The sequence below is a fragment of the Micromonospora fluostatini genome (assembly GCF_050410825.1).
Lineage (GTDB): Bacteria > Actinomycetota > Actinomycetes > Mycobacteriales > Micromonosporaceae > Micromonospora > Micromonospora rosaria.
The window spans coordinates 4,015,121-4,037,677 of record NZ_CP191251.1 but is presented as its reverse complement, the minus strand read 5'-3'; the positions used below and the strand labels follow the sequence as shown (position 1 = coordinate 4,037,677).

Sequence of the window (22,557 nt, the reverse complement as noted above, 5' to 3'; positions counted from 1 at the left end):
GGTCATGACGAGTCTGCCCCTGATTCCCGTTACGCCGGACGCGCCCGGCCGCCGGCCGGCCATGCCCCCCCGCCACCTCGCCGACCTGGACCTGTCCGGGCGCCAGGAGGCCGTGACCGAGTTGGGGGAGCCAGCCTTCCGGGCCCGGCAGGTCTCCACCCACTACTTCGGTCGGCTGGTCCGCGACCCCGCCCGGATGACCGACCTGCCGGCCGCCACCCGCGACCGGCTCGCCGAGCGGCTGCTGCCCACCCTGCTCACCCCGGTCCGCGAGCTGGCCTGCGACGACGGCGCGACCCGCAAGGCGCTCTGGCGGCTGCACGACGGCTCGCTGGTGGAGAGCGTCCTGATGGGGTACCCCGATCGGGTGACGGTCTGCATCTCCAGCCAGGCCGGCTGCGGGATGGCCTGCCCGTTCTGCGCCACCGGCCAGGCCGGGCTGACCCGTAACCTCTCCACCGCGGAGATCGTCGACCAGGCGGTCTACCTGGCGGGCGTGGCCGCCTCCGGGGCGGTGTCGGGGTCCCCGCCCCGGTTGTCGCACGTGGTCTTCATGGGGATGGGCGAGCCGCTGGCGAACTACTCGCGGGTGGTGGCCGCGATCCGCCGGCTGGTCGCCCCGCCGCCGGAGGGGCTGGGGCTGTCGCAGCGGCACATCACCGTCTCCACCGTCGGTCTGGTCCCGGCCATCCAGCGGCTGGCCAGCGAAGACCTCGCCGTGACCCTTGCGCTGTCCCTGCACGCGCCCGATGATGATCTGCGCGACGAGCTCGTGCCGGTCAACCAGCGCTGGAAGGTGGCCGAGGTGCTGGAGGCGGCGTGGGACTACGCGGATCGGACCGGCCGCCGGGTGTCGATCGAGTACGCCATGATCAGAGACGTGAACGACCAGCCGTGGCGGGCCGACCTGCTCGGCCGGCTGCTGGCGGGACGGTTGGCCCACGTCAACCTCATCCCGCTCAATCCCACCCCGGGGAGCCGGTGGGACGCCAGTCCCAAGCCGGTGGAGCGGGAGTTCGTCCGCCGGCTGCGGGCCGCCGGCGTGTCCACCACCGTGCGGGACACCCGGGGACGGGAGATCGACGGGGCGTGTGGGCAGCTCGCCGCCGCCGAGGAGCGGGACACCGAGCCCCCTCGGGAGGCTACGGCGTGACCGGGCTTAGCGAACAGGACCAGGAGACATAGTGGCGAGTCAGGGGCAGCGGTTCCGGCGCAAGGCGCTCCGCCGCGGATACAAGGTCGACGAGGTGGACGCCTTCCTGGACCGGGTCGAGGCCACCCTCGACGGGCGACCGGTCGGCGCCCCGGTGGCCTCCCAGGAGGTCCACGACGTCGTCTTCCGGGTCCGCTTCAACGGCTACGACGAGTGGCAGGTCGACCTGCACCTGGACCGCGTCGAGCGGCAGTTGGCCGAGTTGGAGGAGCGCGGCGGCGCCCCGGGGCACGGTGACTCGCGCGACCGGATGGGCCCGCCGGACCGGCTCGGCCCCCCGGATCGGATGGGTCCGCCGGATCGGATGGGTCCCCCCGATCGGATGGGTCCGCCGGACCGGATGGGTCCCCCCGATCGGATGGGTCCGCCCGACCGGCTCGGCCCCCCGGACCGGATGGGTCCCCCCGATCGGATGGGCCCGCCGGATCGGCTCGGCCCGCCGGATCGGCTCGGCCCGCCGGACCGGATGGGTCCGCCGATGCGCGACGACCGGAGCCTGCCCGCCGGACCGCAGTCGATGCCGCCCCGGCCCATGCCCGCGCAGGCCGGGCCGCCGGCCGACCGGTACGGCGGCCGGTACGAGGAGCCGAGCGGCGCCTTCGCCAGCGGGTACGACGCGCCGCGGGGCGGGTACGACGGTCCGCGCGGGCCGGGTGCCGGCCCGGGTGCCCCGTACGGCGGTCCGCCGCCACGGGGACTGCCGGCCGGCCCCAGCGGGTACGGCCCGGACGAGCCCCGGTTCGACGGCTTCGCGGCCGGCCGGCACGGGCGTACGGACATGACCGCCGAGATCCGGATGCCGGAACGTGAACTGCGGGAGTTGCGGGGTCGGGGTCCGGGCGGTCCGCCCCCGGTACCGCAGCAGGGCGTCGCCGGCCCGCCGATGCCCGCGCCCGGTGCCCCCGGTCCCGGACCGGCGGGGCCGCCGGCCGTGGCCGGCCCGCCGATGGCCGGTCCGCCCGGCAGCGACCTGCACCGGGTCGACCAGATCCGCCGCAGCTTCCAGGCCCGCCGCTTCGGCAGCGGGTACGACCCGGACCAGGTGGACCACTTCTTCGACAGCCTGCTCAGCGGGATGGCCGGGCGTGGCCCGATGCCGGTGAACCCGAAGGACCTGGACACTCTCCGCTTCGGGCTGGTGCCCGGAGGCTACTTCGAGGCCGAGGTCGACGCCGCGCTCAAGGACGTGCAGGACATCCTGTTCGGCCGCTGAGCCCCCGCCGCTCGTCGGCGACACGATGACGGCCCGCCCCGGTTCCGGGAGCGGGCCGTCGGTGGTTCCGTCACGACCGGGCTGTCATGGCCACACCGTCACGCCCGGGCTGGCACGACCGGCCGGTTGGCCGCTGGCTTGACGGCCCTCGCCGTGGCCGTCCGGGCCGACTCCGGCACGGAGGCCGTCGGCCGTGGGCGTGGGTCGTCGGCCCCGGCAGGGTCGTCGCCGGCCTCGGCACGGTCGCCGGCCTCGGCACGGTCGCCGGCCTCGGCACGGTCGCCGGCCTCGGCACGGTCGCCGGTCCCGGCAGGGCCGTCAGTCGGGCGTCGGTCCCGGCGAGGGCCGTCGGCCGCGGTCGGCCGGCCCGGCAAAGGGCAGGAGACCGGTGAGGGTCAGGACCGCAGGCCGTTGCGGCGCAGCACCACGTCGCCGATGACGATGCCCAGCAGCACGACGGCCAGGCCGACCAGCCAGAGATCCTCGACCCTGCCCTCGTGGTTGCCGCACAGCATCGCAAGCATCGCCAACGCGGTGACCACTGCACCGATCCGCCCGGCCTTGCGGTGTCCGGGCTTGTGCTGATCTGGCGACGTCACCGGCTCGCTTCCAGCCACTGTCGGTCCTTCCCTCGCTCGTCCGATCTCCGATCAGTCTGGCACGCCCCGCCCCCGCCGCTGCGCAGGGTCCACCTGCGGGTGCCGGTCGGGACCCTTCGGGGGTCGAAGGTCACTACCGGCGTCGCGGGCCGGCGGCCACACTGCCTCCGGTAGCGTTCTGACGTACGCCTTATCGCTTGTTGAGGGAGACTGCGGTGCGAGTGACCGGTACGGGACATGCCAGCATGCGGATCGACACGGCCGCGGGCAGCATCCTGTGCGACCCGTGGGTGAACCCCGCGTACTTCGCCTCGTGGTTCCCGTTCCCGGACAACTCGCTGCTCGACTGGGAGGCCCTGGGCCAGGTCGACTACCTGTACGTCTCGCACCTGCACCGGGACCACTTCGACGCGGCCCACCTCAAGCGGTACATCTCCACGGACGCCACGGTGCTGCTCCCCGAGTTCCCCACCTCGGAGATGGAGGACGAGCTGCGGGAGCTGGGCTTCACGAAGTTCCTCAAGGCCCCCAACGAGCAGGTGGTGGAGCTCGACGGCGGGCTCAAGATCATGATTCAGGCGCTGACCAGCCCGACCGACGGCCCGATCGGCGACTCCTCGCTCTGGGTGGAGTACGACGGCGTCCGGCTGCTCAACCAGAACGACGCCCGGCCGACCGACCTGAGCGTCTTCGCCGAGCTGGGGCACGTGCACGCGCACCTGCTCCAGTTCTCCGGGGCGATCTGGTACCCGATGGTCTACGAGCTGCCGCAGTCGGCGAAGACGGCCTTCGGCAAGCAGAAGCGGGACCGGCAGTTCGACCGGACCTGGCGGTACATCGACGACCTGAAGGCCGACCACGTCTTCCCGATCGCCGGCCCGCCCTGCTTCCTCGACGACGAGCTGTGGCAGTTCAACGACATCCACGGCGACGAGGGCAACATCTTCCCCGACCAGTCGGTCTTCCTGGCCGAGTACGCCAAGATCGGCGGCACCAACGGCATCGTGCTGCTGCCGGGCAGCGTCGCGGAGGTCACCACCTCCGGCGCGACCACCACCCACCCGCAGCCGGTCGAGGAGTTCTTCGCCAACAAGGTCGCCCACCTGGAGGAGATGCGCGAGCGCAAGCGGCCGATCATCGAGGCGGAGAAGGCGTCCTGGCGGCACCCCGAGGTCGACGTGCTCAAGGAGCTGAAGCGGCGGGTAGAGCCGCTGCTGGAGGAGTCGATCTACCTGGCCAAGGGGGTCGGCGGGCCGGTCCGCTTCGACCTCGTCGGGTACGACGGCGAGAGCGTCGAGTCGATCGTGGTGGACTTCCCGGGCAAGCAGGTCCGCCCGTACGCCGACGAGAAGGTCCGGTACCGGTTCCGCACCGAGCGGGCGCTGGTCGAGCACCTGCTGCACATCGGCGAGGTGGACTGGGTCAACTCGCTCTTCCTCTCCTGCCGGTTCTCCGCCGCCCGGATCGGCCAGTACAACGAGTTCGTGTACGCCTTCTTCAAGTGCCTCTCCACCGAGCGCCTCCAGTACGCCGAGGGCTGGTACGACGAGCACGAGCGGGCTGTCGACGCCGAGGACATCACCCTGGGCGACTGGACCGTGCAGCGGCGCTGCCCGCACCTCAAGGCCGACCTGAGCCGGTTCGGCATCGTCGACGGCGACCAGCTCACCTGCCAGCTCCACGGCTGGAAGTTCGACCTGCCCTCCGGCCGCTGCCTGACCAGCGTCGGCCACAAGATCCGCGCCGAGAAGACCGCCTGACCCGCCCGCTGGGCGCCGCGCCGCAATCGCTCTGCGGCTGCGCGCGGGCGCGGGCGTGAGAAGGGCTCCCTTCTCTACCGTGTGCGTTAACAGGGGGCCCTTCCTTACCTGTCGGCGAGGATGCGGCGGGCGGCGTTGTGGCCGGCGGCGCCGATCACGCTGCCCGCCGGGTGGCAGCCGGCGCTGCCCGCGTACACGCCGGGGACCCCGGTGGCGTACGGCATCCGGTCGGTGAACGAGACCGTGTTGTCGACGTGGTGGATGTGGCCGCCGGTGATGCCGAAGTGCGCCTCGATCCCGGGCGGGGTCAGCGGCACCGCGTCGGCGACGAGGTCGGCGGTGCCGGGGGCGTACCGCTCGCAGATCTCCAGCAGCCGGTCGACGTACCCGGGCAGGGCCGCGTCCCAGGTGGTGCCGGCCAGCTCGTACGGCACCGACTGGACGAACAGCGCCGACGAGTGGTGCCCGGCCGGGTCGGACAGCGACGGGTCGACCGTGGTGTGCAGGTACCACTCGATGGTCGGCTCGGCCGGCAGCCGCCCGGCCCGCACGTCGGACCACATCGCGCGCAGCGCCGCCATCGGCGGCTCGCCCCCGTCGCCGACCAGCGAGGCGGAGCCGGGCAGCAGGTGGATGGTGGAGCCGAACGGGCTCGGCGCCTGCTCGGGCAGGCAGGAGAAGCGGGGCAGCCCGGTCAGCGCCAGGTTGAGCTTGAGGGTGGTGCCGGGGCGGCGGACCGCCGTCATCCGCTCGTGCAGCGGCGCCGGGAGCGCGCCGTCGGGCAGCAGCCCCATCAGCCGGTACGGGTCGCAGGCGCCGAGCACCACCGGGGCGGCGACGTGCCGGCCGTCGGCGAGCAGCACGCCCTCCGCCGCGCCACCGGCCAGGGTGATCGCGGTGACCGGCGTACCGGTGCGGATGGTGGCCCCGGCGGCGCGGGCGGCGTCGGCGAAGGTCCGGGAGACGGTGCCCATCCCGCCCTCGGCGATCATCCAGGTGCCGTCCGCGCCGGGCAGCCGGCACATGTTGTGCACCAGGAAGTTGTGCCCGGTGCCCGGGTCGTCCGGGCCGGCGTTGAGCCCGGAGAGCCCGTCGGTGACCGCGTACATGCTCACCAGCAGCTCGGAGCGGAACTCGAAGCGGGCCAGGTAGTCGGCGACCGAGCCGTCGACCAGGTCGACGAAGACCCGGCGCAGCGCCGGGCGGACGTACCGCTCGGCGGTCTCCGCCACCGGCAGCGGCTCGGCCAGCCAGGCCGGCGCGAGGTCGTCGCGCAGCGCGGCCAGCTCGGCCTGCATGGCGTCGTCGGCGGCCACGTCGGCGGGGGAGAAGAACTCCGTGAGCTGCCGCCGGGTCGCCGCCCGGTCGCTGCCCATCAGCAGGTACGGCGAGCCGGGGCCGCCCGGGGTGGGCAGGAAGTAGTGCGGGTCGCGGCGCAGCACCGGGATCCGCACGTCGAGGGTGGCGAGCAGCTCCGGCGGCATCAGCCCGAGCAGGTACGACCCGGTGGAGTGCCGCAGCTCGGGGACCTTCGGGAAGGGGCGCTCGGTGCGGGTGGCGCCCCCGATCACCTCGGCGGCCTCCAGGACCAGCACGTCGAGCCCGGCGCGGGCCAGCAGGACGGCGGAGACCAGCCCGTTGTGCCCGGCCCCGACGATCACGACGTCCGCCCGGGACGGCAACTCAGGGTTCATGGCGCGAAGCCTAGCGCCGCTCCGACCCACCCCGTGCCCCACAGCCGTGAGAGGGGAACCCTTCTCTACCGTATGCGTTAACAAGGGGCCCTTCCTTACTGGAGGAAAGATGTTCGCCTGGTGGGGACGGGCGGTGGTGCGCGCCCGGTGGGGGGTGCTGGCCGCCGCGGTGGCGCTGGTGGTGCTCGGGTCGACCTGGGGGGCGGGCGTCTTCGGGCAGCTCACCGGGGGCGGCTTCGACGACCCGGCGAGCGAGTCGAGTCGGGCGGCCGAGCGGATCGCCACCGAACTGGGGCCGCAGGGCGCCGACCTGATCGTGCTCTGGTCGGCGACCGACGCCGGCGTCGACGAGCCGTCCTTCGCCGAGCCGGTGGCCGGCACGGTCGACCGGCTGCGCGGGCAGCCCGCCGTCGCCACCGTCACCACCTGGTACGACACCCAGGCGCCGGCGCTGGTCTCGACCGACCGGCGGGCCACGTACGCGCTGGTGCAACTGCGCGCCCCGGACGAGGACGGCAAGCTCGCCGCGTACGAGGAGCTGCGTCCACTGCTGGACACGCCGGGGTTGCGGACCCAGGTGGGCGGAGCGGTGGCCTTCCTGGAGACGGTGAACACCCAGACCACCCGGGACATCTTCCGGGCCGAACTGATCTCCATGCCGGTGCTGCTGGTGCTGCTCGTGCTGATCTTCGGTGGACTGATCGCCGCGTCCATGCCGTTGCTGATCGGCGGGGTGGCGATCCTCGGCGCGTTCGTCGCGGTCCGGGTGGTCAACCTCTTCACGGACGTCTCGATCTTCGCGATCAACGTGATCACGCTGATCGGGCTGGGCATGGCCGTCGACTACTCGCTCTTCGTGGTCAGCCGGTTCCGCGAGGAGGTCGCCGCCGGGCGCGGCACCAGCGCCGCGATCGCCCGCACCATGGTCACCGCCGGCCGGACGGTGCTGGTCTCCGGGCTCACCATCGCGCTCGCCATGGCCAGTCTGCTGATCTTCCCGCAGGCGTTCCTGCGCTCCATCGCCCTCGGCGGGATGGCCGCCGTGCTGGTCGCCATGCTGGGCGCGCTGACCGTACTGCCGGCGCTGCTGGTGGTGCTCGGGCGTCGGATCGACGCGCTGCGCGTACCGCTGCCGTGGCGGCGGCGTCGGGGCCCGGACCGGCCGGCGGAGCACGGCACCGGCGCGTGGGCCCGGATCGCGCACAGCGTGATGCGCCGGCCGGTGCCGTACCTGATCGGGGTGACCGCGCTGCTGCTGGCGCTGGCCACACCGTTCCTGCGGGTCGAGTTCGGCGGGGTCGACGAGCGGGTGCTCCCGGCGGGCGCGGCACCCCGCCAGGTGGCCGAGCGGATCGCCGACGACTTCCCCGGCGGCAGCGTCGCCCCGATCGACGTGCTCGTCTCCGGCGCCTCCGCCGAGACGGTGGCCGCCTTCACCGCGCAGGTGGCCCGGGTACCGGGCGTGACCGACGTGACGCCCACCGCGAACCGGGGCGAGTCGACCCTGCTCGCGGTGAGCTACCCGGGTGAGCCGACCGGGGAGGAGGCCCACGACGTGGTCCGGGCGCTGCGCGCGCTGCCCGCCCCGGACGGCGCGGAGGTGCTGGTCGGCGGTCGGCCGGCCGCCGACCGGGACCTGCTGGACAGCCTGGTCGACCGGCTGCCGTGGATGGCCGTGCTGATGGCGGTGGCCATCCTGGTCCTGCTCTTCCTGGCCTTCGGTTCGGTGCTGCTGCCGATCAAGGCGGTGCTGATGAACCTCGTCTCGATCGGGGCGTCGTTCGGCGTGGTGGTCTGGGTGTTCCAGGACGGGCACCTGTCCGGGCTGCTCGGCTTCACCCCGACCGGTTTCATCGAGCCGACCAACCCGATCCTCATGCTGGCGGTGCTCTTCGGCCTGGCCACCGACTACGAGGTGTTCCTGCTCTCCCGGGTCCGCGAGGAGTGGGACCGCACCGGGGACAACACCGCCGCGGTGGCCGCCGGGCTCCAGTACACCGGGCGGATCATCACCGCCGCGGCGCTGCTGCTGATCGTCGTGGTCGCCGGCTTCGCCACCGGCGGGATGACGTACCTCAAGCTGATCGGCATCGGGATGATCGTGGCGATCGTGGTGGACGCCACCCTGGTCCGGATCCTGCTGGTGCCGGCGACCATGCGGCTGATGGGCCGGTGGAACTGGTGGGCGCCGGGGCCGCTGGGGCGGGTCTACCGCCGCTGGGGCATCCGCGAGGCCGGCGACGAGGTGGCCGGTGACGACGGGGCCGGCGGTGGTGGGGCCGGCGGTGGTGGGGAGGCGGACCGGGTCGCCCGGGGCACCGCGTAGCGTCACCCCCCGTTCACCCTCCGGTGGGGGTGGTCGATGCCCGGCGGGCCTAGGGTCGGCCGGGCATCGACTCATCGGGAGGTATCCATGGATCGTCGTACCGTCCTGCGCGTGGGAGTCCTGGGCGCGGGGACCGCCACCTTCGCCGGCGCGCTGTGGCAGCAGGCGTTCGCCGCCGTCGCCCAGCCCGGCCCCAGCCCGTACGGGGCGCTGCTCGCCGCCGACGCCAACGGCATCCAACTCCCCGCCGGCTTCACCAGCCGGGTGATCGCCCGCTCCGGGCAGACCGTGCCGGGTACCTCGTACGCCTGGCACTGGGCCCCGGACGGCGGGGCCTGCTTCCGCTCCGGTACCGGCTGGATCTACGTCTCCAACTCGGAGATCCCGGTGACCGGGGGCGCCTCGGCGATCCGGTTCACCGCCGACGGGTCGGTCGCCTCGGCGTACCGGATCCTCGGGGGCACCAACGTCAACTGCGCCGGTGGGGCGACCCCGTGGGGGACCTGGCTCTCCTGCGAGGAGGTACCCCTCGGGCGGGTCTTCGAGACCTGGCCGGACGGCAGCCGGCAGGCCGAGGAGCGGACCCGGCTGGGCCGGTTCAAGCACGAGGCCGCCGCCTGCGACCCGGACCGGCGGGTGGTGTACCTGACCGAGGACGAGTCGGACGGCTGCTTCTACCGGTTCGTCCCGGACACCTGGGGCGACCTGCGGACCGGTCGGGTGCAGGTGCTCTGCGCCCCCGCCGACCAGGTCGCCGGCCCGGTGACCTGGCGGGACGTCCCGGACCGGGACGGCATCCCGGTCCCCACCCGGCTCCAGGTCGGCGCGGCGAAGCACTTCAACGGCGGGGAGGGCTGCTGGTACGACCGGGGCACCTGCTGGTTCACCACCAAGGGCGACAACCGGGTGTGGGCGTACGACGCGGTCAACCAGCGCATCGACCTGGCGTACGACGACAACCTGGTACCCGCCGGCACCGCGCCGCTGACCGGGGTGGACAACATCACCGGCACCAGCGGCGGTGACCTGTACGTGGCCGAGGACGGCGGCAACATGGAGATCAACATCATCACGCCGGCCGGGGTGGTCGCCCCGATCCTGCGCATCGTCGGGCAGAACTCGTCGGAGATCACCGGCCCGGCGTTCTCGCCCGACGGCCGGCGGCTGTACTTCTCCTCCCAGCGCGGCACCTCCGGGGCCAGCGCCGGCAGCGGCGGCATCACGTACGAGGTCACCGGCCCGTTCCGCGCCTGACCCGCCAGTCGGACAGCGCCAGGGTGGCGGAGTACCCGGCCAGCACGATCACGTGGAACAGGTACAACCAGAGCAGCACCGCCACCCCGGCACCGATCTCGTCGAACCCGCCGAACGGCACCCCCAGGTCCAGCGGCAGCGAGCAGAACAGCACGAACCCGTGCAGGAACCCGGCGAGGTTCGCCGCGGTGAACGACCCGACGGCCAGCGCGGAGAGCCAGTCCGGGGAGGCCGGCCCGACCACCCGGAACACCCAGAGCAGCACCGGGGTGAGCACCAGCCACACCCCCAGGAACGACAGCACGATGCCGAGGAACCCCACCCAGCCGCCCTGCCGGACCAGCCGGGTGGTGGTGGGCAACGCGATCAGGATGCTCAGCAGCAGCGCCGGGGCCGGGGCGAGCAACGGCAGCAGCAGCAACCGGCCCCGCCAGCCCACCAGCGACTCGTCCCCGCCGGACCGCGCCACCGAGACGAAGGCCCGGCGGAACCCCTCGCCGTACAGGGAGGCCGGCAGCAGGGCGGCCAACGCGAGCAGCGGGGTCAGCTCCACCCCGGCGGTGACCAGCGCCTCCACCGCGCGGGGCGCACCGATCGCGTCCGGCAGCGTGTCCACCGCGTATGCGGTGAGCCGGCGTACCCGCTCCCCGCCCGCCACCAGCGCGGCCAGCCAGATCGCCAGCAGCGCCACCGGCACCACCGCGATCCCCCCGTAGAAGGTGATCGCGGCGGCGTGCAGTGACAGGTCCCGTCCCCGTACCGGACGGAACGCGGCCAGGGTGATCCGCCGCGCCCGCTGCCAACCGCTGCCCATCGCGACTCTCTTCCCCGTCGGCTTCCGCGGCACGCATTACGATCCCGCAGATGACGATCGCCGCCACGCCACGACTCGTCCTGCGTAACTGGACCGAGGCCCCCACCGACCTGGCCCGGCTCTACGACATGTACTCCCGGCCCGAGGTCGCCCGCTTCCTGGGCACCTCCGCCAACCTGCCGCTGACCGACCCGGCACAGGTGCTCGACCGGCTGGCCTGGTGGCGCGAGCGGCACGCCGACCACGGCGACCGGTACGGCACCTGGGCGATCGAGGTACGCGACAGCGGGCTGGCGGTCGGCACGGCGTTGCTCAAGCCGCTACCCGGCCGGGACGAGAGCCAACTCACCGACGACATCGAGGTCGGCTGGCACCTGCACCCCGACTCGTGGGGCCACGGCTACGCCACCGAGGCGGCCCGCGCCCTGGTCGACCGGGAACTCGCCACCGGCACCCCCGTGGTGCACGCCGTGACCCACCCGGAGAACACCGCCTCGATGGCGGTGGCCCGCCGGCTCGGCATGACCCACATCGGCCGCCGCACCGACTGGTACGGCGGCGAGGAGCTGGAGACCTTCGTCCTGCGCCGCCCGGCCTGACCCCGAGGGATCCTGGAGCCGCCGTTGGTGGGAGCCGCGTGCGCGGCTGTCTCGCGGGTTACGGCGTCGGGCAGGAGCATTTCCGGCAGGGTTCGGCGGGTGGTGCCTCGCCTGGGGGTTCTCGGTGTGATGTCTCTGATCCTCCTTTGGAACTGCCCTCATAGACGGGGCGGGGCTCGACACGCCGATGAGAGCGGGCCGTGACGTTGGAGCCGCGAGACCGGACCGGGCGGGGCGGGCGTGCGGCAGTGCGGGGGGCTACCCGGGCGTGAAGGTGGTCTCCAGATGGGGCAGTTCGAAAGGGCTGACTAGTGACACCCGTCCCGGGTGCAGTGGCGATGGCACAGACGACTCAGCTCGACAGGGCAACCACCGGACGGGGACCCGGTGGTGGGTCCCCGGTGGCGTCAAGCCGAGCCGCCGAGCCCGTTCACCGGGCAGCCCGGAGAGGTCAGCCGAAGGACTTCATGCCGCTCCAGTTGTCGCCCAGGACGACCTTCATCGGGACCCCGGCGCTGGTGGTGGAGGGGTGGTACACGCGCATCTGGCCGTCCGTACCGGATCGGACCCACCTGTCGATGTGCCGAGGAGGCAGTCATGGAGACCGTGGGTCGGTGGGTCTACCAGCAGGAGAAGGTTCCCCACGCGTTCTCGCTGTGCCGGGTGCTCGACGCCGGCACCTTCGAGCAGTCGTACGAGCTGCTCGGCGTCGTCCAGGTCACCGTGGACCGGCGGTACCCGGAGAAGCTACCCGCAGCCCTGCGCCCGTGGGCCCTGGCCACCCTGACCAACGGCGGGTACGGCTTCGGTCGCTTCTACGCCGCGTACAGCACCCTCGACGAGGACGGCGAACCCGACAAGGCCATCGCCGACGAGTACATCGACTGGTCCGGCACCGACGTCCTCACGTCGACGTCGTGACCTGCGCGGCAGGACGCCGACGTCCGGCCCGGCGGCCCGTCGTTCAACGTGCTGCGGTGGACGGCACCACCGGGCCCATCGAATTCGGCGGCAAGGCCTCGCCGCCGATCCCCGACAGCGGACGCGCCGAGGTCGGGACTGTCGCCGCCACCATCACCGGCAACGGCACCGAGAACCCGTCATGATCATCATCGACGGTGGCGAGTAGTTCCTGCTTGCCGGCTTCGACGGCCTGCTCGCCCCCGGCGCGCTCGACGTGGGCGGCGCGGATGTCCTTCCAGCGGACGTAGCTGCTCACGGCTGACCGCCCTCCTCCTCGGCGCGTTCTTTCAGGTAGATCTCGTAGCGCTGCTCTGCCATGGGGATGGCTTCGTGGTACCAGTCGTCCACGCCCAGGCCCGGCCCCAGCCAGGGTATCGATGGCCTACCCGACCCAGGCGTGTGTGGTCGCGTCGAGGGTGTCGAGCCAGTCGCGTACCTCTTCGGTCATCCCGGCGGGGCAGTGTGCCGGACAAGGTGTGCGACCCGGGCACTCATGTCCCAAACGCTGCCGCCCTTGAGGTGGGCCTCCGAGAGACCTTGGAGCCGGATGGCCCCCAGAGGGGCCGAAATCTTCCAAGGTCCATCCGGGTCGGCAGGGAGCCGGCGGGCGGGGCTGCGGAGCAGGTGGCGGGGGAGGGCTGAGGCTCCCAGCGGGGGCACAGCGGGGGTGGGACAGAATGGGTCGGTGACCTCCCCCCGCGACTGTGTGCTGCTGGGTTCCACCGGCTCGATCGGTACCCAGGCCATCGACATCGTGCGGCGCAACCCGGACCGGTTCCGGGTGGTGGCGCTGGGTGCCGGTGGCGGAAACGTCGGACTGCTCGCCGCCCAGGCGCTGGAGCTGGGGGTGGAGGCGGTCGGGGTGGCGAAGGCGTCCGCCGCGCAGGATCTCCAGCTCGCGTTCTACGCCGAGGCGAGCCGGCGCGGCTGGGCCACCGGCGACTTCAAGCTTCCCAAGATCGTGGCCGGGCCGGACGCGATGACCGAGTTGGCGCAGTGGCCCTGCGACGTGGTGCTCAACGGGGTGGTGGGGTCGCTGGGGCTCGCGCCGACCCTGGCCGCGCTGCGCGCCGGGCGTACCCTCGCGCTGGCCAACAAGGAGTCCCTGGTCGCCGGCGGCCCTCTGGTGAAGGCTGCGGTGACGCGGCCGGGGCAGATCGTGCCGGTGGACTCCGAGCACTCGGCGCTCGCCCAGTGCCTGCGGTCCGGCTCGGCCGCCGAGGTGCGGCGGCTGGTGGTGACCGCCAGCGGCGGGCCGTTCCGGGGGCGGCGGCGCGACGAGCTGACCGGGGTCACGCCGGAGCAGGCGCTGGCCCACCCGACCTGGAGCATGGGGCCGGTCGTCACGATCAACTCGGCGACCATGGTCAACAAGGCGCTGGAGGTGATCGAGGCGCACGAGCTGTTTGACGTGCCGTACGCCGACATCACCGTGATGGTGCACCCCCAGTCGGTGATCCACTCGATGGTCGAGTTCGTCGACGGCTCGACGATCGCGCAGGTCAGCCCGCCGGACATGCGGCTGCCGATCGCGCTCGGCCTGGGCTGGCCGGACCGGGTGCCGCAGGCGGCCTCCGCCGTCGACTGGACCACCGCGCACACCTGGGAGTTCCACCCGCTGGACGACGCGGCGTTCCCGGCGGTGGCGCTGGCCAAGGCGGCCGGCGCGGCGGGGCGCTGCCGGCCGGCGATCTACAACGCGGCGAACGAGGAGTGCGTGGCGGCCTTCGTCGCCGGCCGGCTACCGTTCCTCGGCATCGTCGACACCCTCGCGCGGGTGCTGGACGACGCTCCCGACTATGCCGAACCGGGTACCGTCGAGGACGTGCTCGCCGCCGAGTCGTGGGCGCGTGCGCACGCGCAGGAGATCATCGTGGCATCGGTGGAAGGAGCTTGATGGCGTACCTGCTCGGGGTGGTGCTCTTCGCCCTGGCCATCCTCATCTCGGTGAGCCTGCACGAGGCGGGGCACCTGGCGACCGCCAAGGCCTTCGGCATGAAGGTCACCCGTTACTTCGTGGGCTTCGGCCCCACCATCTGGTCCTTCCGCCGGGGCGAGACCGAGTACGGCCTCAAGGGCATCCCGCTCGGCGGCTTCTGCAAGATCGTCGGCATGACCCCGCAGGACGACGACGTCGAGCCGGGCGACGAGAAGCGGGCGATGTGGCGGTACCCGGTCTGGAAGCGGACGATCGTGATGTCCGCCGGCTCGGCCACCCACTTCGCGCTCGCCCTGGTCGGCGTCTGGATCATGGCGATCTCCGCCGGCCTGCCCAACCCGCAGTTCCCCAGCACCGAGGAGCAGATCCGGGCCGAGCCCGCCGTGGTGGCGCTCGCCGACTGCGTGGTGCCGGAGTTCGCCAACCGGGCCTGCGCCCCCGGTGACCCGGCCAGCCCGGCCGCCGCCGCCAACCTGCGCGACGGGGACCGGATCACCTCGCTCAACGGCGCCCCGGTCGCCGACTACGGTGACCTGCTCGCCGCGATCCGGACCGTCCGGCCGGGCAGCACCGCCGAGATCGGGTACGTCCGCGACGGCCAGCCGGGCACCGTCAGCACCGTGCTCGCGCAGACCCAGCGCCCGCCGCTGGACGACCCGAACGGCACCGTCACCCCGGTCGCCGCGCTCGGCGTCGGCCTGATCCCGACCACCCCGGCCCGGGTCACGTACGGCCCGCTGGGCGCGTTCGGGGCCACCGCCGACTTCACCGGCACCATGGCGGTCAACACGTACGAGGCGATGAAGCGGCTGCCGGAGAAGGTGCCGGCGCTGTGGAGCGCGATCACCGGCGGCGAGCGGGACATCGACACCCCGATCAGCGTGGTCGGCGCCAGCCGGCTCGGCGGCGAGGCGGTGGCGAACAACGCCTGGATCGTCTTCTTCATGCTCTTCATCTCGCTGAACTTCTTCATCGGCGTGTTCAACCTGCTGCCGCTGCTGCCGCTGGACGGCGGGCACATCGCCATCGCCTGGTTCGAGCGCGCCCGGTCGTGGATCTACGCCCGGATCGGCAGGCCCGATCCGGGGCGGGTCGACTACCTCAAACTCATGCCCCTGACGTACGGGGTGATCCTGATCGGTGGCGCGTTCACGCTGCTGACCATCACCGCGGACGTCATCAACCCGATCACGCTCTTCTCAAGGTGAGTGCCTGAAGTGACCGCTGTCAGTCTCGGTATGCCCGCCGTACCGCCCCCGCCGCTGGCCCCGCGCCGGGCCAGCCGCCAGATCATGGTCGGCTCGGTGCCGGTGGGCGGTGGCGCGCCGGTCTCCGTGCAGTCGATGACCACCACCCTCACCGCCGACGTCAACGCCACGCTCCAGCAGATCGCCGAGCTGACCGCCTCCGGCTGCCAGATCGTCCGGGTCGCCGTGCCCAGCCAGGACGACGTGGAGGCGCTGCCGGCGATCGCCCGCAAGTCGCAGATCCCGGTGATCGCCGACATCCACTTCCAGCCGAAGTACGTCTTCGCGGCGATCGACGCCGGCTGCGCGGCGGTCCGGGTCAACCCGGGCAACATCCGCCAGTTCGACGACAAGGTCAAGGAGATCGCGGCGGCGGCCTCGGCGGCCGGTACCCCGATCCGGATCGGGGTCAACGCCGGCTCCCTGGACAAGCGGCTGCTCGCCAAGTACGGCAAGGCCACCGCCGAGGCGCTGGTCGAGTCGGCGCTGTGGGAGTGCTCGCTCTTCGAGGAGCACGGCTTCCGGGACATCAAGATCTCCGTCAAGCACAACGACCCGGTGGTCATGGTCCGGGCGTACCGGCAGCTCGCCGAGCAGTGCGACTACCCGCTGCACCTGGGCGTCACCGAGGCCGGCCCGGCGTTCCAGGGCACCATCAAGTCGGCGGTCGCCTTCGGCGCGCTGCTGGCCGAGGGGATCGGCGACACCATCCGGGTCTCGCTCTCCGCCCCGCCGGTGGAGGAGATCAAGGTCGGCGCGGCGATCCTGGAGTCCCTCGGGCTGCGCGAGCGTGGCCTGGAGATCGTCTCCTGCCCGTCCTGCGGCCGGGCCCAGGTCGACGTATACAAGCTCGCCGAGGAGGTCACCGCCGGCCTGGAGGGGCTGCCGGTGCCGCTGCGGGTCGCCGTGATGGGCTGCGTCGTCAACGGCCCCGGCGAGGCCCGGGAGGCCGACCTCGGGGTGGCCTCCGGCAACGGCAAGGGCCAGATCTTCGTCAGGGGCCAGGTCATCAAGACCGTGCCGGAGGCGCAGATCGTCGAGACGCTGATCGAGGAGGCGCTGCGGCTGGCCGACGAGATGGGCGCCGAGCTGCCGGAGGACCTGCGCGACCTGCTCCCCGGAGCGACCGTCACCGTGCACTGACGCACCGTCGCGGGCGTGCGCGCCGGCCGGCTCACCACTCGGCCGGCGCGCGGCCCGGGTCATCTGGCAGGCTGTAGCCGTGCTGACGGTTCCGGTGCGGCAACTGGGGGAGTCGGAGCGTCGCGCCGTCGAGCGGCTGCTCGACCTCGACCCGTTCGCCGGGGCGCAGGTGGCCGAGCGGGTCGCCGCGCGTGGCCTCGCCTGGTGGCGCGCCGAGGGCCGGGTCCTGGGGTACGGTGCCCGGCGCAGCCTGGAGTCGATCTGCTGGCTCGGCGGCAACCTCACCCCGGTGCTCGCCTCCGAGGAGGCCGTCGACGCCTACGCCGACCTGCTCGCCGGTGAGGACCGGATCTGCTCGTCGATCGTCGGGCGTGCCGACGCCGTCCTCGGCCTCTGGGAACGGCTCGGCTCCGTCTGGGGCCCGGCCCGCGACGTCCGCCCCAACCAGCCGCTGCTGGTCACCGACGCGCTGCCGGCCGTGCCACCCGACCCCGAGGTACGCCAGGTGCGCGGCGGGGAGGTGGACCGCCTCTTCCCGGCGGCGGTGGCCATGTACACCGAGGAGGTCGGCGTCTCGCCGCTGGTCGACGACGGCGGGCGCAGCTACCGGCGGCGGGTCAACGAACTGGTCCGGGCCGGGCGGGCGTACGCCCGGTTCGTCGACGGCCGGGTGGTCTTCAAGGCCGAGCTGGCGGTGGTGACCCGGCGGACCGCCCAGATCCAGGGGGTGTGGGTGGCCCCGGAGTGGCGGGGCCGGGGGATCGCCGTGGCGGCGATGGCGGCCGTGGTCCGCGACGCGCTGCTGCGGGTCGCCCCGACGGTCAGCCTGTACGTCAACGACTTCAACCTGCCGGCCCGCCGGGTGTACGAGCGCTGCGGCTTCCGCCGGGTGGGCACCCTCGCCACCGTGCTCTTCTGAGCCGTCGTGTCCTGCGGTGGCGTGCTCTTCTGAGCGAGCCCGCCCCACCTGCCCGGGTACGGGCGAAAATGCGTTGAGCGACCCGGGCGTGACCGGAAGGCTGGAGTCTCCGCCACCCCGCGTCCCGGAGGGATCTCGATGCGCCTGCTCCGTGACCTGTGGGTCACCTCCCCGCGTCGGCTGACGGTCGTCGCCGTCCTCGTCGTGCTCGGCGCGGCCGGGCAGGCCGCCGCGTCCGCGCTGGCCGGCCCGGTCCTGCTGCACCGCTCGGGGACGCTCTTCGTGGTGCTGGCGGTGGCCCTGGCCGCCGCGGTGCTCACCGACCTGGTGGTCGGCCTGGTGATGGCCGGGCTGACCGCCGACTGGTCCGCCGACGTGCGGCGACGGCTGTGCCGGGTGGCGTTCGGGCAGGACCTGCCGACCCTGGAGAACACGCCGGTCGGCGAGCTGCTCGACCGGATCGACGGGGACGTCTACGACGTCGCCGCCGAGGTGCGCAACGTGGGCGTCCGGCTGACCCAGGCGCTGGCCACCGGGGTGCTCTCCACGGCGGTGGCGTTCCTGGTCTGGTGGCCGGCCGGCGTCGGCATGGTGCTGCTCACCGTGCTGCTGGTCGCGCTGATCCGCCGCCCGACCGCCCGGATCGCCCCGGCCCGGATGGCCGAGGAGGAGGCCTGGTCCGACCTCGCCGCGGTGGTCGAGGAGGCCGTCCACGGCCAGGACGACGTCCGGACCAGCCTGGCCCGCCCGTACGTGCTGCGGCTGTTCGCCCAGCGGGCCGCGCGGGTCCTGCGGCGGGGGATCCGGGTGTTCCGGCTGACCGGCCGGGTCACCACGATCGCGGCGGCGGTGATGCGGGCCGGTATCGCCGTGGTGGTGCTCGGCGGCGGCTGGGCCCTGGTCACCGGGCGCATCGACGGTGCCCGGCTGACCGCCGTCTGGCTGCTCGCCCTCGGCTACGGCGCGATGGTCGAGAACGCCAGCCGGATGATCCCGCAGATGCAGCAGGCCCTCGGCGCCTGGGCCCGGGTGCAGTTGCTCGCCGACAGCCGGCAGGAGCCGACCGGCGGCGCCGTGCCGGCCCCGGGCGACCTGGTCATCAGGGGCCTGACCTTCCGGTACCCGTCGGCCGACGCCGGGCGGGAGCCGGCGCTGCGCGACATCCACCTGACCTTCGCCCGGGGCCGGTCGTACGCGCTGATCGGGCGCACCGGCTCGGGCAAGTCGACGCTGGCCAAGGTGCTCTCCCGCGCCGTCGAGCTGCCCGCCGGCACGGTGTTCCTCGGACGCGTGGACCTGCTCGACCTCGACGTCGAGCAGCTCCGCCGGTACGTCGCCGTGGTGCCCCAGCGCACCGAGATCCTCGCCGGGACCCTCGCCGAGAACGTCGCCCTCTTCGACCCCGACCTGCTCGACGACGCCACCCGCGCCCTGCACGAGCTGGGGCTGGCCGGCTGGATCGACGAGCTGCCCGACGGCGTGCGGACCCGGCTCGGCGCGGGCGGGTACGTGCTGTCGGCCGGGCAGGAGCAGCTCGTGGCGTTCGCCCGGATCCTGGTCCGGGACCCGCACGTGGTGATCCTCGACGAGGCCACCGCCCGGCTCGACCCGGTCACCGAGACCCGGGTGCAGCGGGCCACCGAACGCCTGCTCGCCGACCGGATCGGCATCGTCATCGCGCACCGGCTCTCCTCGGTGCGCCGCTGCGACGAGGTGGTGCTGTTGGCCGACGGGGCGGTCGTCGAGGCGGGCCCGCTGCACACCTCGCAGCGCTTCGCCGAGCTGCTGGCCACCAGCACCACCGCCGCGTACGCGGGGTCGCGCGCCGGTGGCGGGGGCGGGCTGGACCTGCTCTCCGGTCCCGGCGACCCGCTGTCCGGCCCCGGCGACCTGCTGTCCGGCCCCGGCGACCCGACGACGGAGCCGGCCGGGCAGCCGGTGGTGGAGCCGTCGGGGCCTCCGGTGCCGGAGCCGGTGGGGGAGGCGGAGCGGGTGGTCCGCGCCGCCGGGGCGGCGGTGCCGAAGGCCCCGCCGCCACCCCTGCCGCCGGCGCCGCCCGCCCGGACCCTGCGGGAGATCCTCAGGCTCTGCCGCAACGACCCCCGGTACGGACTGACCTCGATCGCCCTGTTCGCGGTGATGACCCTGCTGGGGCTGGACGGCGTGCTGCTGCCCTGGTTCTGGGCCGACCTGGTCGACGGGGTGGGCAGCGTGTGGCTGCCCGCCGCCGGGATCCTCGCCGCCCTGCTGGTCACCGTCCCGCTGCCGTACTGGACGAACCTCTGGTTCCCGCAGTGGTGGGTCCGGCAGGTGCTCCGGATCAACGCGCGGCTGGTCCACGGGCAGACCGGCCCGCGCCGGGTCAGCGCGCACACCCCGGCCGAGGTGGTCGCCCAGGGCGGCGACACGGACCGGGTGGTGCAGTTGACCGACAACCTGATGGACCAGGCCATCGCGGTGGTCCTGATCGTCGGCATGACGGCGGTCACCGGCAGCGTCGTACCGGCGCTGTTCTTCCTGGGCACGATGGTGGCCTCCGGGGCGGCGGCCACGGCGTTCGGCCCCCGGCTGGAACGCTCCGCGCGGGCGACGGTCGCCGCGCGGGCGACCTTCGCCACCGCCCTGGTCTCGGCCCTGTCCGCCGCCCGGACGGTGAAGCTCGCCGGGGCGACCGGGCCGGTGCTGCACCACCTGGCCGGCCTGGACGCCACGCGCAGCGAACGGCAGCGCCGGGAGATCGTGGCGCAGGTGTGGTCCCGGTCCACCCCGGCGGTGGCCAGCGGCCTGCTGCCGATCGGCGCGTGGGCGCTCTTCCTGGCCGGCGGACTGTCCGCCGGGGCCACCCTGGTCGCGGTCTCCACCCTCGGCGCCGCCCGTTGGTTCGCCTGGACGACCGCGTCGCTGGTCGCCCAGTTCCCGTCCGCCCGGGTGTGGACCCGGCGGACGGTGGAGATGATCGGATCGGACGGGTACTCGACCCCGGTGCCCGGGGTGGACCTGGTCACCGGTACCGCCCCGGCCCCCGAGCCGCCACCGCGCAGCCCGCTGCGCAAGCTGGAACTGGCCGGGTTCAGCGCGGTGCACGAGGACGGGACGGTCGCCGTGCGCGACGTCGACCTGACCGTGGCCCGGGGCGAACTGGTGCTGGTCGTGGGCCCGGTCGGGGCGGGCAAGTCGTCGCTGCTGCGGGCCCTGGCCGGGATCGTGCACCACACCGGCACCCTGACCTGGAACGGCGAGCCGGTCACCGAGCCGGAGGTGTTCCTCCGCCCCAACCAGGTCGGGTACGTCGGCCAACTGCCCCGGGTGCTCTCCGGCACGGTGGCCGAGAACATCGCCCTCGGCCACCAGGTCGACGCCACCGGCGCGGTCACCACCGCCCAACTGGAGCACGACCTGGCGGCGGCCGGAGGCGGCCTCGGCCTGGTGATCGGCCACAAGGGCACCCGCCTGTCGGGCGGCCAGTTGCAGCGCCTGGCGCTGGCCCGCGCGCTGGCGCCGCGCACCGAACTGCTGATCGCCGACGACGTCTCCTCCGCCCTGGACGTCACCACCGAACTCGCGCTCTGGGACGCGCTGCGGCAGCACGGCGTGACGGTGATCGGCTCGACGTCCAAACGCGCGGCCCTGGTCCGGGCCGACCGGGTGGTGGTGCTGGGGGCCGGCGCGGCGGTCGCCCAGGGCACCTGGGCCGAACTGGAGGAGCACTGGGGCCACCTGGCCGGCTGACCCGCCGGGGGAGCGGGTCAGGTGGCGCGCACGTACTGGGCCGGCCAGTGCGGCTCGACGCCGAGCTTCCCCGCCGCCCGCCGGGGCCAGTACGGGTCGCGCAGCAGCTCCCGGCCGAGGAGCACCAGGTCGGCCTGGCCGGTGGCGACGATCTCCTCGGCGTGCTCGGGCTCGACGATCAGGCCGACCGCGCCGGTGGGGACCCCGGTCTCCCGGCGTACCCGGGCGGCCAGCGGCACCTGGTAGCCGGGGCCGACCGGGATGCTCGCCGTGGTCGAGGCCCCGCCCGAGGAGCAGTCGACCAGGTCCACCCCGGCCGTGCCCAGCTCACCGGCGAGCACCACGCTGTCCTCCTCGGTCCAGCCGCCGGGGACCCAGTCGGTGGCGGAGATCCGGGCGAGCACCGGCACGTCCTCGCCGACGGCCGCCCGCACCGCGCGGGCCACCTCCAGGGTCAGCCGCATCCGGCCGGCCCGGTCCCCGCCGTAGGCGTCGGTGCGGTGGTTGGTCAGCGGGGAGAGGAACTCGTGCAGCAGGTACCCGTGGGCGGCGTGGATCTCGACGGCGGCGAACCCGGCGTCGAGGGCGCGCAGCGCGGCGGCGACGAACCCCTCGACGACACCGGCGATGCCGGCGGCGTCCAGGGCGGTCGGCACCCGGTACTCGGGGACGAACGGGGTGTCCCCGGGGCCCACCGGGGTCCAGCCGCCCTCGGCGTCGGGCACCCCGCCGCGCCGGGTGTCCCACGGCCGGTAGGTCGACGCCTTGAACCCGGCGTGCGCGAGCTGCACGGCCGGTACGCCACCCTGGGCGGCGACGAACGCGGTGACCGGACGCCAGGCGTCGACGTGCGCGTCCGACCAGATGCCGGTGTCCTGCGGGCTGATCCGGCCCTCCGGTACGACGGCGGTGGCCTCGGTCAGCAGCAGCCCGGCCCCGCCGACGGCCCGGGTGCCGTAGTGCACCCGGTGCCACTCGGTGGGCAGGCCGTCCGGGCCGGCGCTGTACTGGCACATCGGTGCCAGGGCGACCCGGTTGGGCAGGGTCACCGCGCGCAGCGCGAGCGGGGTGAACAGGGCGCTCATGGCGTGCCTCTCAGGTCGGGGAGTCAGGATCAGGCCGGCAGGGGTCAGGCCGGCAGCGGG

The 22,557-nt window shown here is 73.6% G+C and carries 16 protein-coding genes and 1 pseudogene; 12 read left to right on the top strand and 5 right to left on the bottom strand.

Annotated features, from left to right (window positions below; genetic code table 11):
* Positions 1 to 4 precede the first annotated feature (4 nt).
* Together rlmN and ACQUFX_RS17590 are read left to right on the top strand one after the other, a co-directional pair.
* Positions 5 to 1,153, top strand: a complete 1,149-nt coding sequence (rlmN, locus tag ACQUFX_RS17595) for a 23S rRNA (adenine(2503)-C(2))-methyltransferase RlmN (protein ID WP_428961451.1) — start codon at positions 5 to 7, stop codon at positions 1,151 to 1,153.
* A 31-nt stretch (positions 1,154 to 1,184) separates the two neighbouring features.
* Positions 1,185 to 2,426 (top strand): DivIVA domain-containing protein, encoded by a 1,242-nt coding sequence (locus ACQUFX_RS17590; RefSeq protein ID WP_428961450.1) that lies wholly within the window; start codon positions 1,185 to 1,187, stop codon positions 2,424 to 2,426.
* Between the two features lie 395 nt (positions 2,427 to 2,821).
* Here ACQUFX_RS17590 and ACQUFX_RS17585 read toward each other — a convergent pair whose 3' ends face one another.
* Positions 2,822 to 3,043 (bottom strand): DUF2631 domain-containing protein, encoded by a 222-nt coding sequence (locus tag ACQUFX_RS17585; protein ID WP_428961449.1) that lies wholly within the window; start codon positions 3,041 to 3,043, stop codon positions 2,822 to 2,824.
* Positions 3,044 to 3,240: 197 nt separating this feature from the next.
* Here ACQUFX_RS17585 and ACQUFX_RS17580 point away from each other — a divergent pair, with 197 nt between their 5' ends.
* Positions 3,241 to 4,785, top strand: coding sequence for a Rieske 2Fe-2S domain-containing protein (locus tag ACQUFX_RS17580; RefSeq protein WP_428961448.1), 1,545 nt, complete (start codon positions 3,241 to 3,243; stop codon positions 4,783 to 4,785).
* A 104-nt stretch (positions 4,786 to 4,889) separates the two neighbouring features.
* Here ACQUFX_RS17580 and ACQUFX_RS17575 read toward each other — a convergent pair whose 3' ends face one another.
* On the bottom strand, positions 4,890 to 6,479 hold the full coding sequence (locus tag ACQUFX_RS17575; RefSeq protein ID WP_428961447.1) for a phytoene desaturase family protein: 1,590 nt from the start codon (positions 6,477 to 6,479) through the stop codon (positions 4,890 to 4,892).
* Positions 6,480 to 6,588: 109 nt separating this feature from the next.
* Between ACQUFX_RS17575 and ACQUFX_RS17570 the strand changes: the two genes are divergently transcribed.
* Positions 6,589 to 8,805, top strand: a complete 2,217-nt coding sequence (locus ACQUFX_RS17570) for an MMPL family transporter (protein ID WP_428961446.1) — start codon at positions 6,589 to 6,591, stop codon at positions 8,803 to 8,805.
* Between the two features lie 87 nt (positions 8,806 to 8,892).
* Positions 8,893 to 10,059, top strand: a complete 1,167-nt coding sequence (locus tag ACQUFX_RS17565) for an alkaline phosphatase PhoX (protein WP_428961445.1) — start codon at positions 8,893 to 8,895, stop codon at positions 10,057 to 10,059.
* Here the strand turns inward: ACQUFX_RS17565 and ACQUFX_RS17560 are convergent.
* Complete coding sequence (locus tag ACQUFX_RS17560) at positions 10,037 to 10,873, bottom strand: YhjD/YihY/BrkB family envelope integrity protein (RefSeq protein ID WP_428961444.1); 837 nt, start codon at positions 10,871 to 10,873, stop codon at positions 10,037 to 10,039. The two genes, ACQUFX_RS17565 and ACQUFX_RS17560, sit on opposite strands and share 23 nt — an antisense overlap.
* A 50-nt stretch (positions 10,874 to 10,923) precedes the next feature.
* On the opposite strand from ACQUFX_RS17560, the gene ACQUFX_RS17555 reads away from it, so the two are divergent.
* Together ACQUFX_RS17555 and ACQUFX_RS17550 are read left to right on the top strand one after the other, a co-directional pair.
* Positions 10,924 to 11,472 (top strand): GNAT family N-acetyltransferase, encoded by a 549-nt coding sequence (locus ACQUFX_RS17555; protein ID WP_428961443.1) that lies wholly within the window; start codon positions 10,924 to 10,926, stop codon positions 11,470 to 11,472.
* A gap of 597 nt (positions 11,473 to 12,069) precedes the next feature.
* On the top strand, positions 12,070 to 12,393 hold the full coding sequence (locus ACQUFX_RS17550) for a hypothetical protein (RefSeq protein WP_428961442.1): 324 nt from the start codon (positions 12,070 to 12,072) through the stop codon (positions 12,391 to 12,393).
* 193 nt (positions 12,394 to 12,586) lie between these two features.
* On the opposite strand, the pseudogene ACQUFX_RS17545 reads toward ACQUFX_RS17550, so the two are convergent.
* Positions 12,587 to 12,691, bottom strand: a pseudogene (locus ACQUFX_RS17545) (helix-turn-helix domain-containing protein); the annotation flags it as partial.
* Between the two features lie 429 nt (positions 12,692 to 13,120).
* Between ACQUFX_RS17545 and dxr the strand changes: the two are divergent.
* The 5 genes from dxr to ACQUFX_RS17520 all read left to right on the top strand — a co-directional run bounded on the left by dxr (position 13,121) and on the right by ACQUFX_RS17520 (position 21,412).
* On the top strand, positions 13,121 to 14,332 hold the full coding sequence (dxr, locus tag ACQUFX_RS17540) for a 1-deoxy-D-xylulose-5-phosphate reductoisomerase (RefSeq protein WP_428961441.1): 1,212 nt from the start codon (positions 13,121 to 13,123) through the stop codon (positions 14,330 to 14,332).
* A complete protein-coding gene (locus ACQUFX_RS17535) occupies positions 14,332 to 15,582 on the top strand; it encodes a M50 family metallopeptidase (protein ID WP_428961440.1) in 1,251 nt (416 codons plus the stop codon). Before dxr ends, ACQUFX_RS17535 begins: the two co-directional genes overlap by 1 nt.
* A 9-nt stretch (positions 15,583 to 15,591) precedes the next feature.
* Positions 15,592 to 16,764, top strand: coding sequence for a flavodoxin-dependent (E)-4-hydroxy-3-methylbut-2-enyl-diphosphate synthase (ispG, locus tag ACQUFX_RS17530; RefSeq protein WP_428961439.1), 1,173 nt, complete (start codon positions 15,592 to 15,594; stop codon positions 16,762 to 16,764).
* Positions 16,765 to 16,843: 79 nt separating this feature from the next.
* Entirely contained in the window at positions 16,844 to 17,683 is an 840-nt protein-coding gene (locus ACQUFX_RS17525) for a GNAT family N-acetyltransferase (RefSeq protein ID WP_428961438.1), read from the top strand.
* Positions 17,684 to 17,821: 138 nt separating this feature from the next.
* Positions 17,822 to 21,412 carry an ATP-binding cassette domain-containing protein gene (locus ACQUFX_RS17520; protein ID WP_428961437.1) on the top strand — a complete coding sequence of 1,197 codons (3,591 nt, stop codon included), beginning with the start codon at positions 17,822 to 17,824 and terminating at the stop codon, positions 21,410 to 21,412.
* Positions 21,413 to 21,429: 17 nt separating this feature from the next.
* Here ACQUFX_RS17520 and ACQUFX_RS17515 read toward each other — a convergent pair whose 3' ends face one another.
* The gene (locus tag ACQUFX_RS17515; protein ID WP_428961436.1) at positions 21,430 to 22,497 is read right to left on the bottom strand and encodes an NADH:flavin oxidoreductase/NADH oxidase; all 1,068 of its coding nucleotides are present in this window, start codon (positions 22,495 to 22,497) and stop codon (positions 21,430 to 21,432) included.
* Positions 22,498 to 22,557 lie beyond the last annotated feature (60 nt).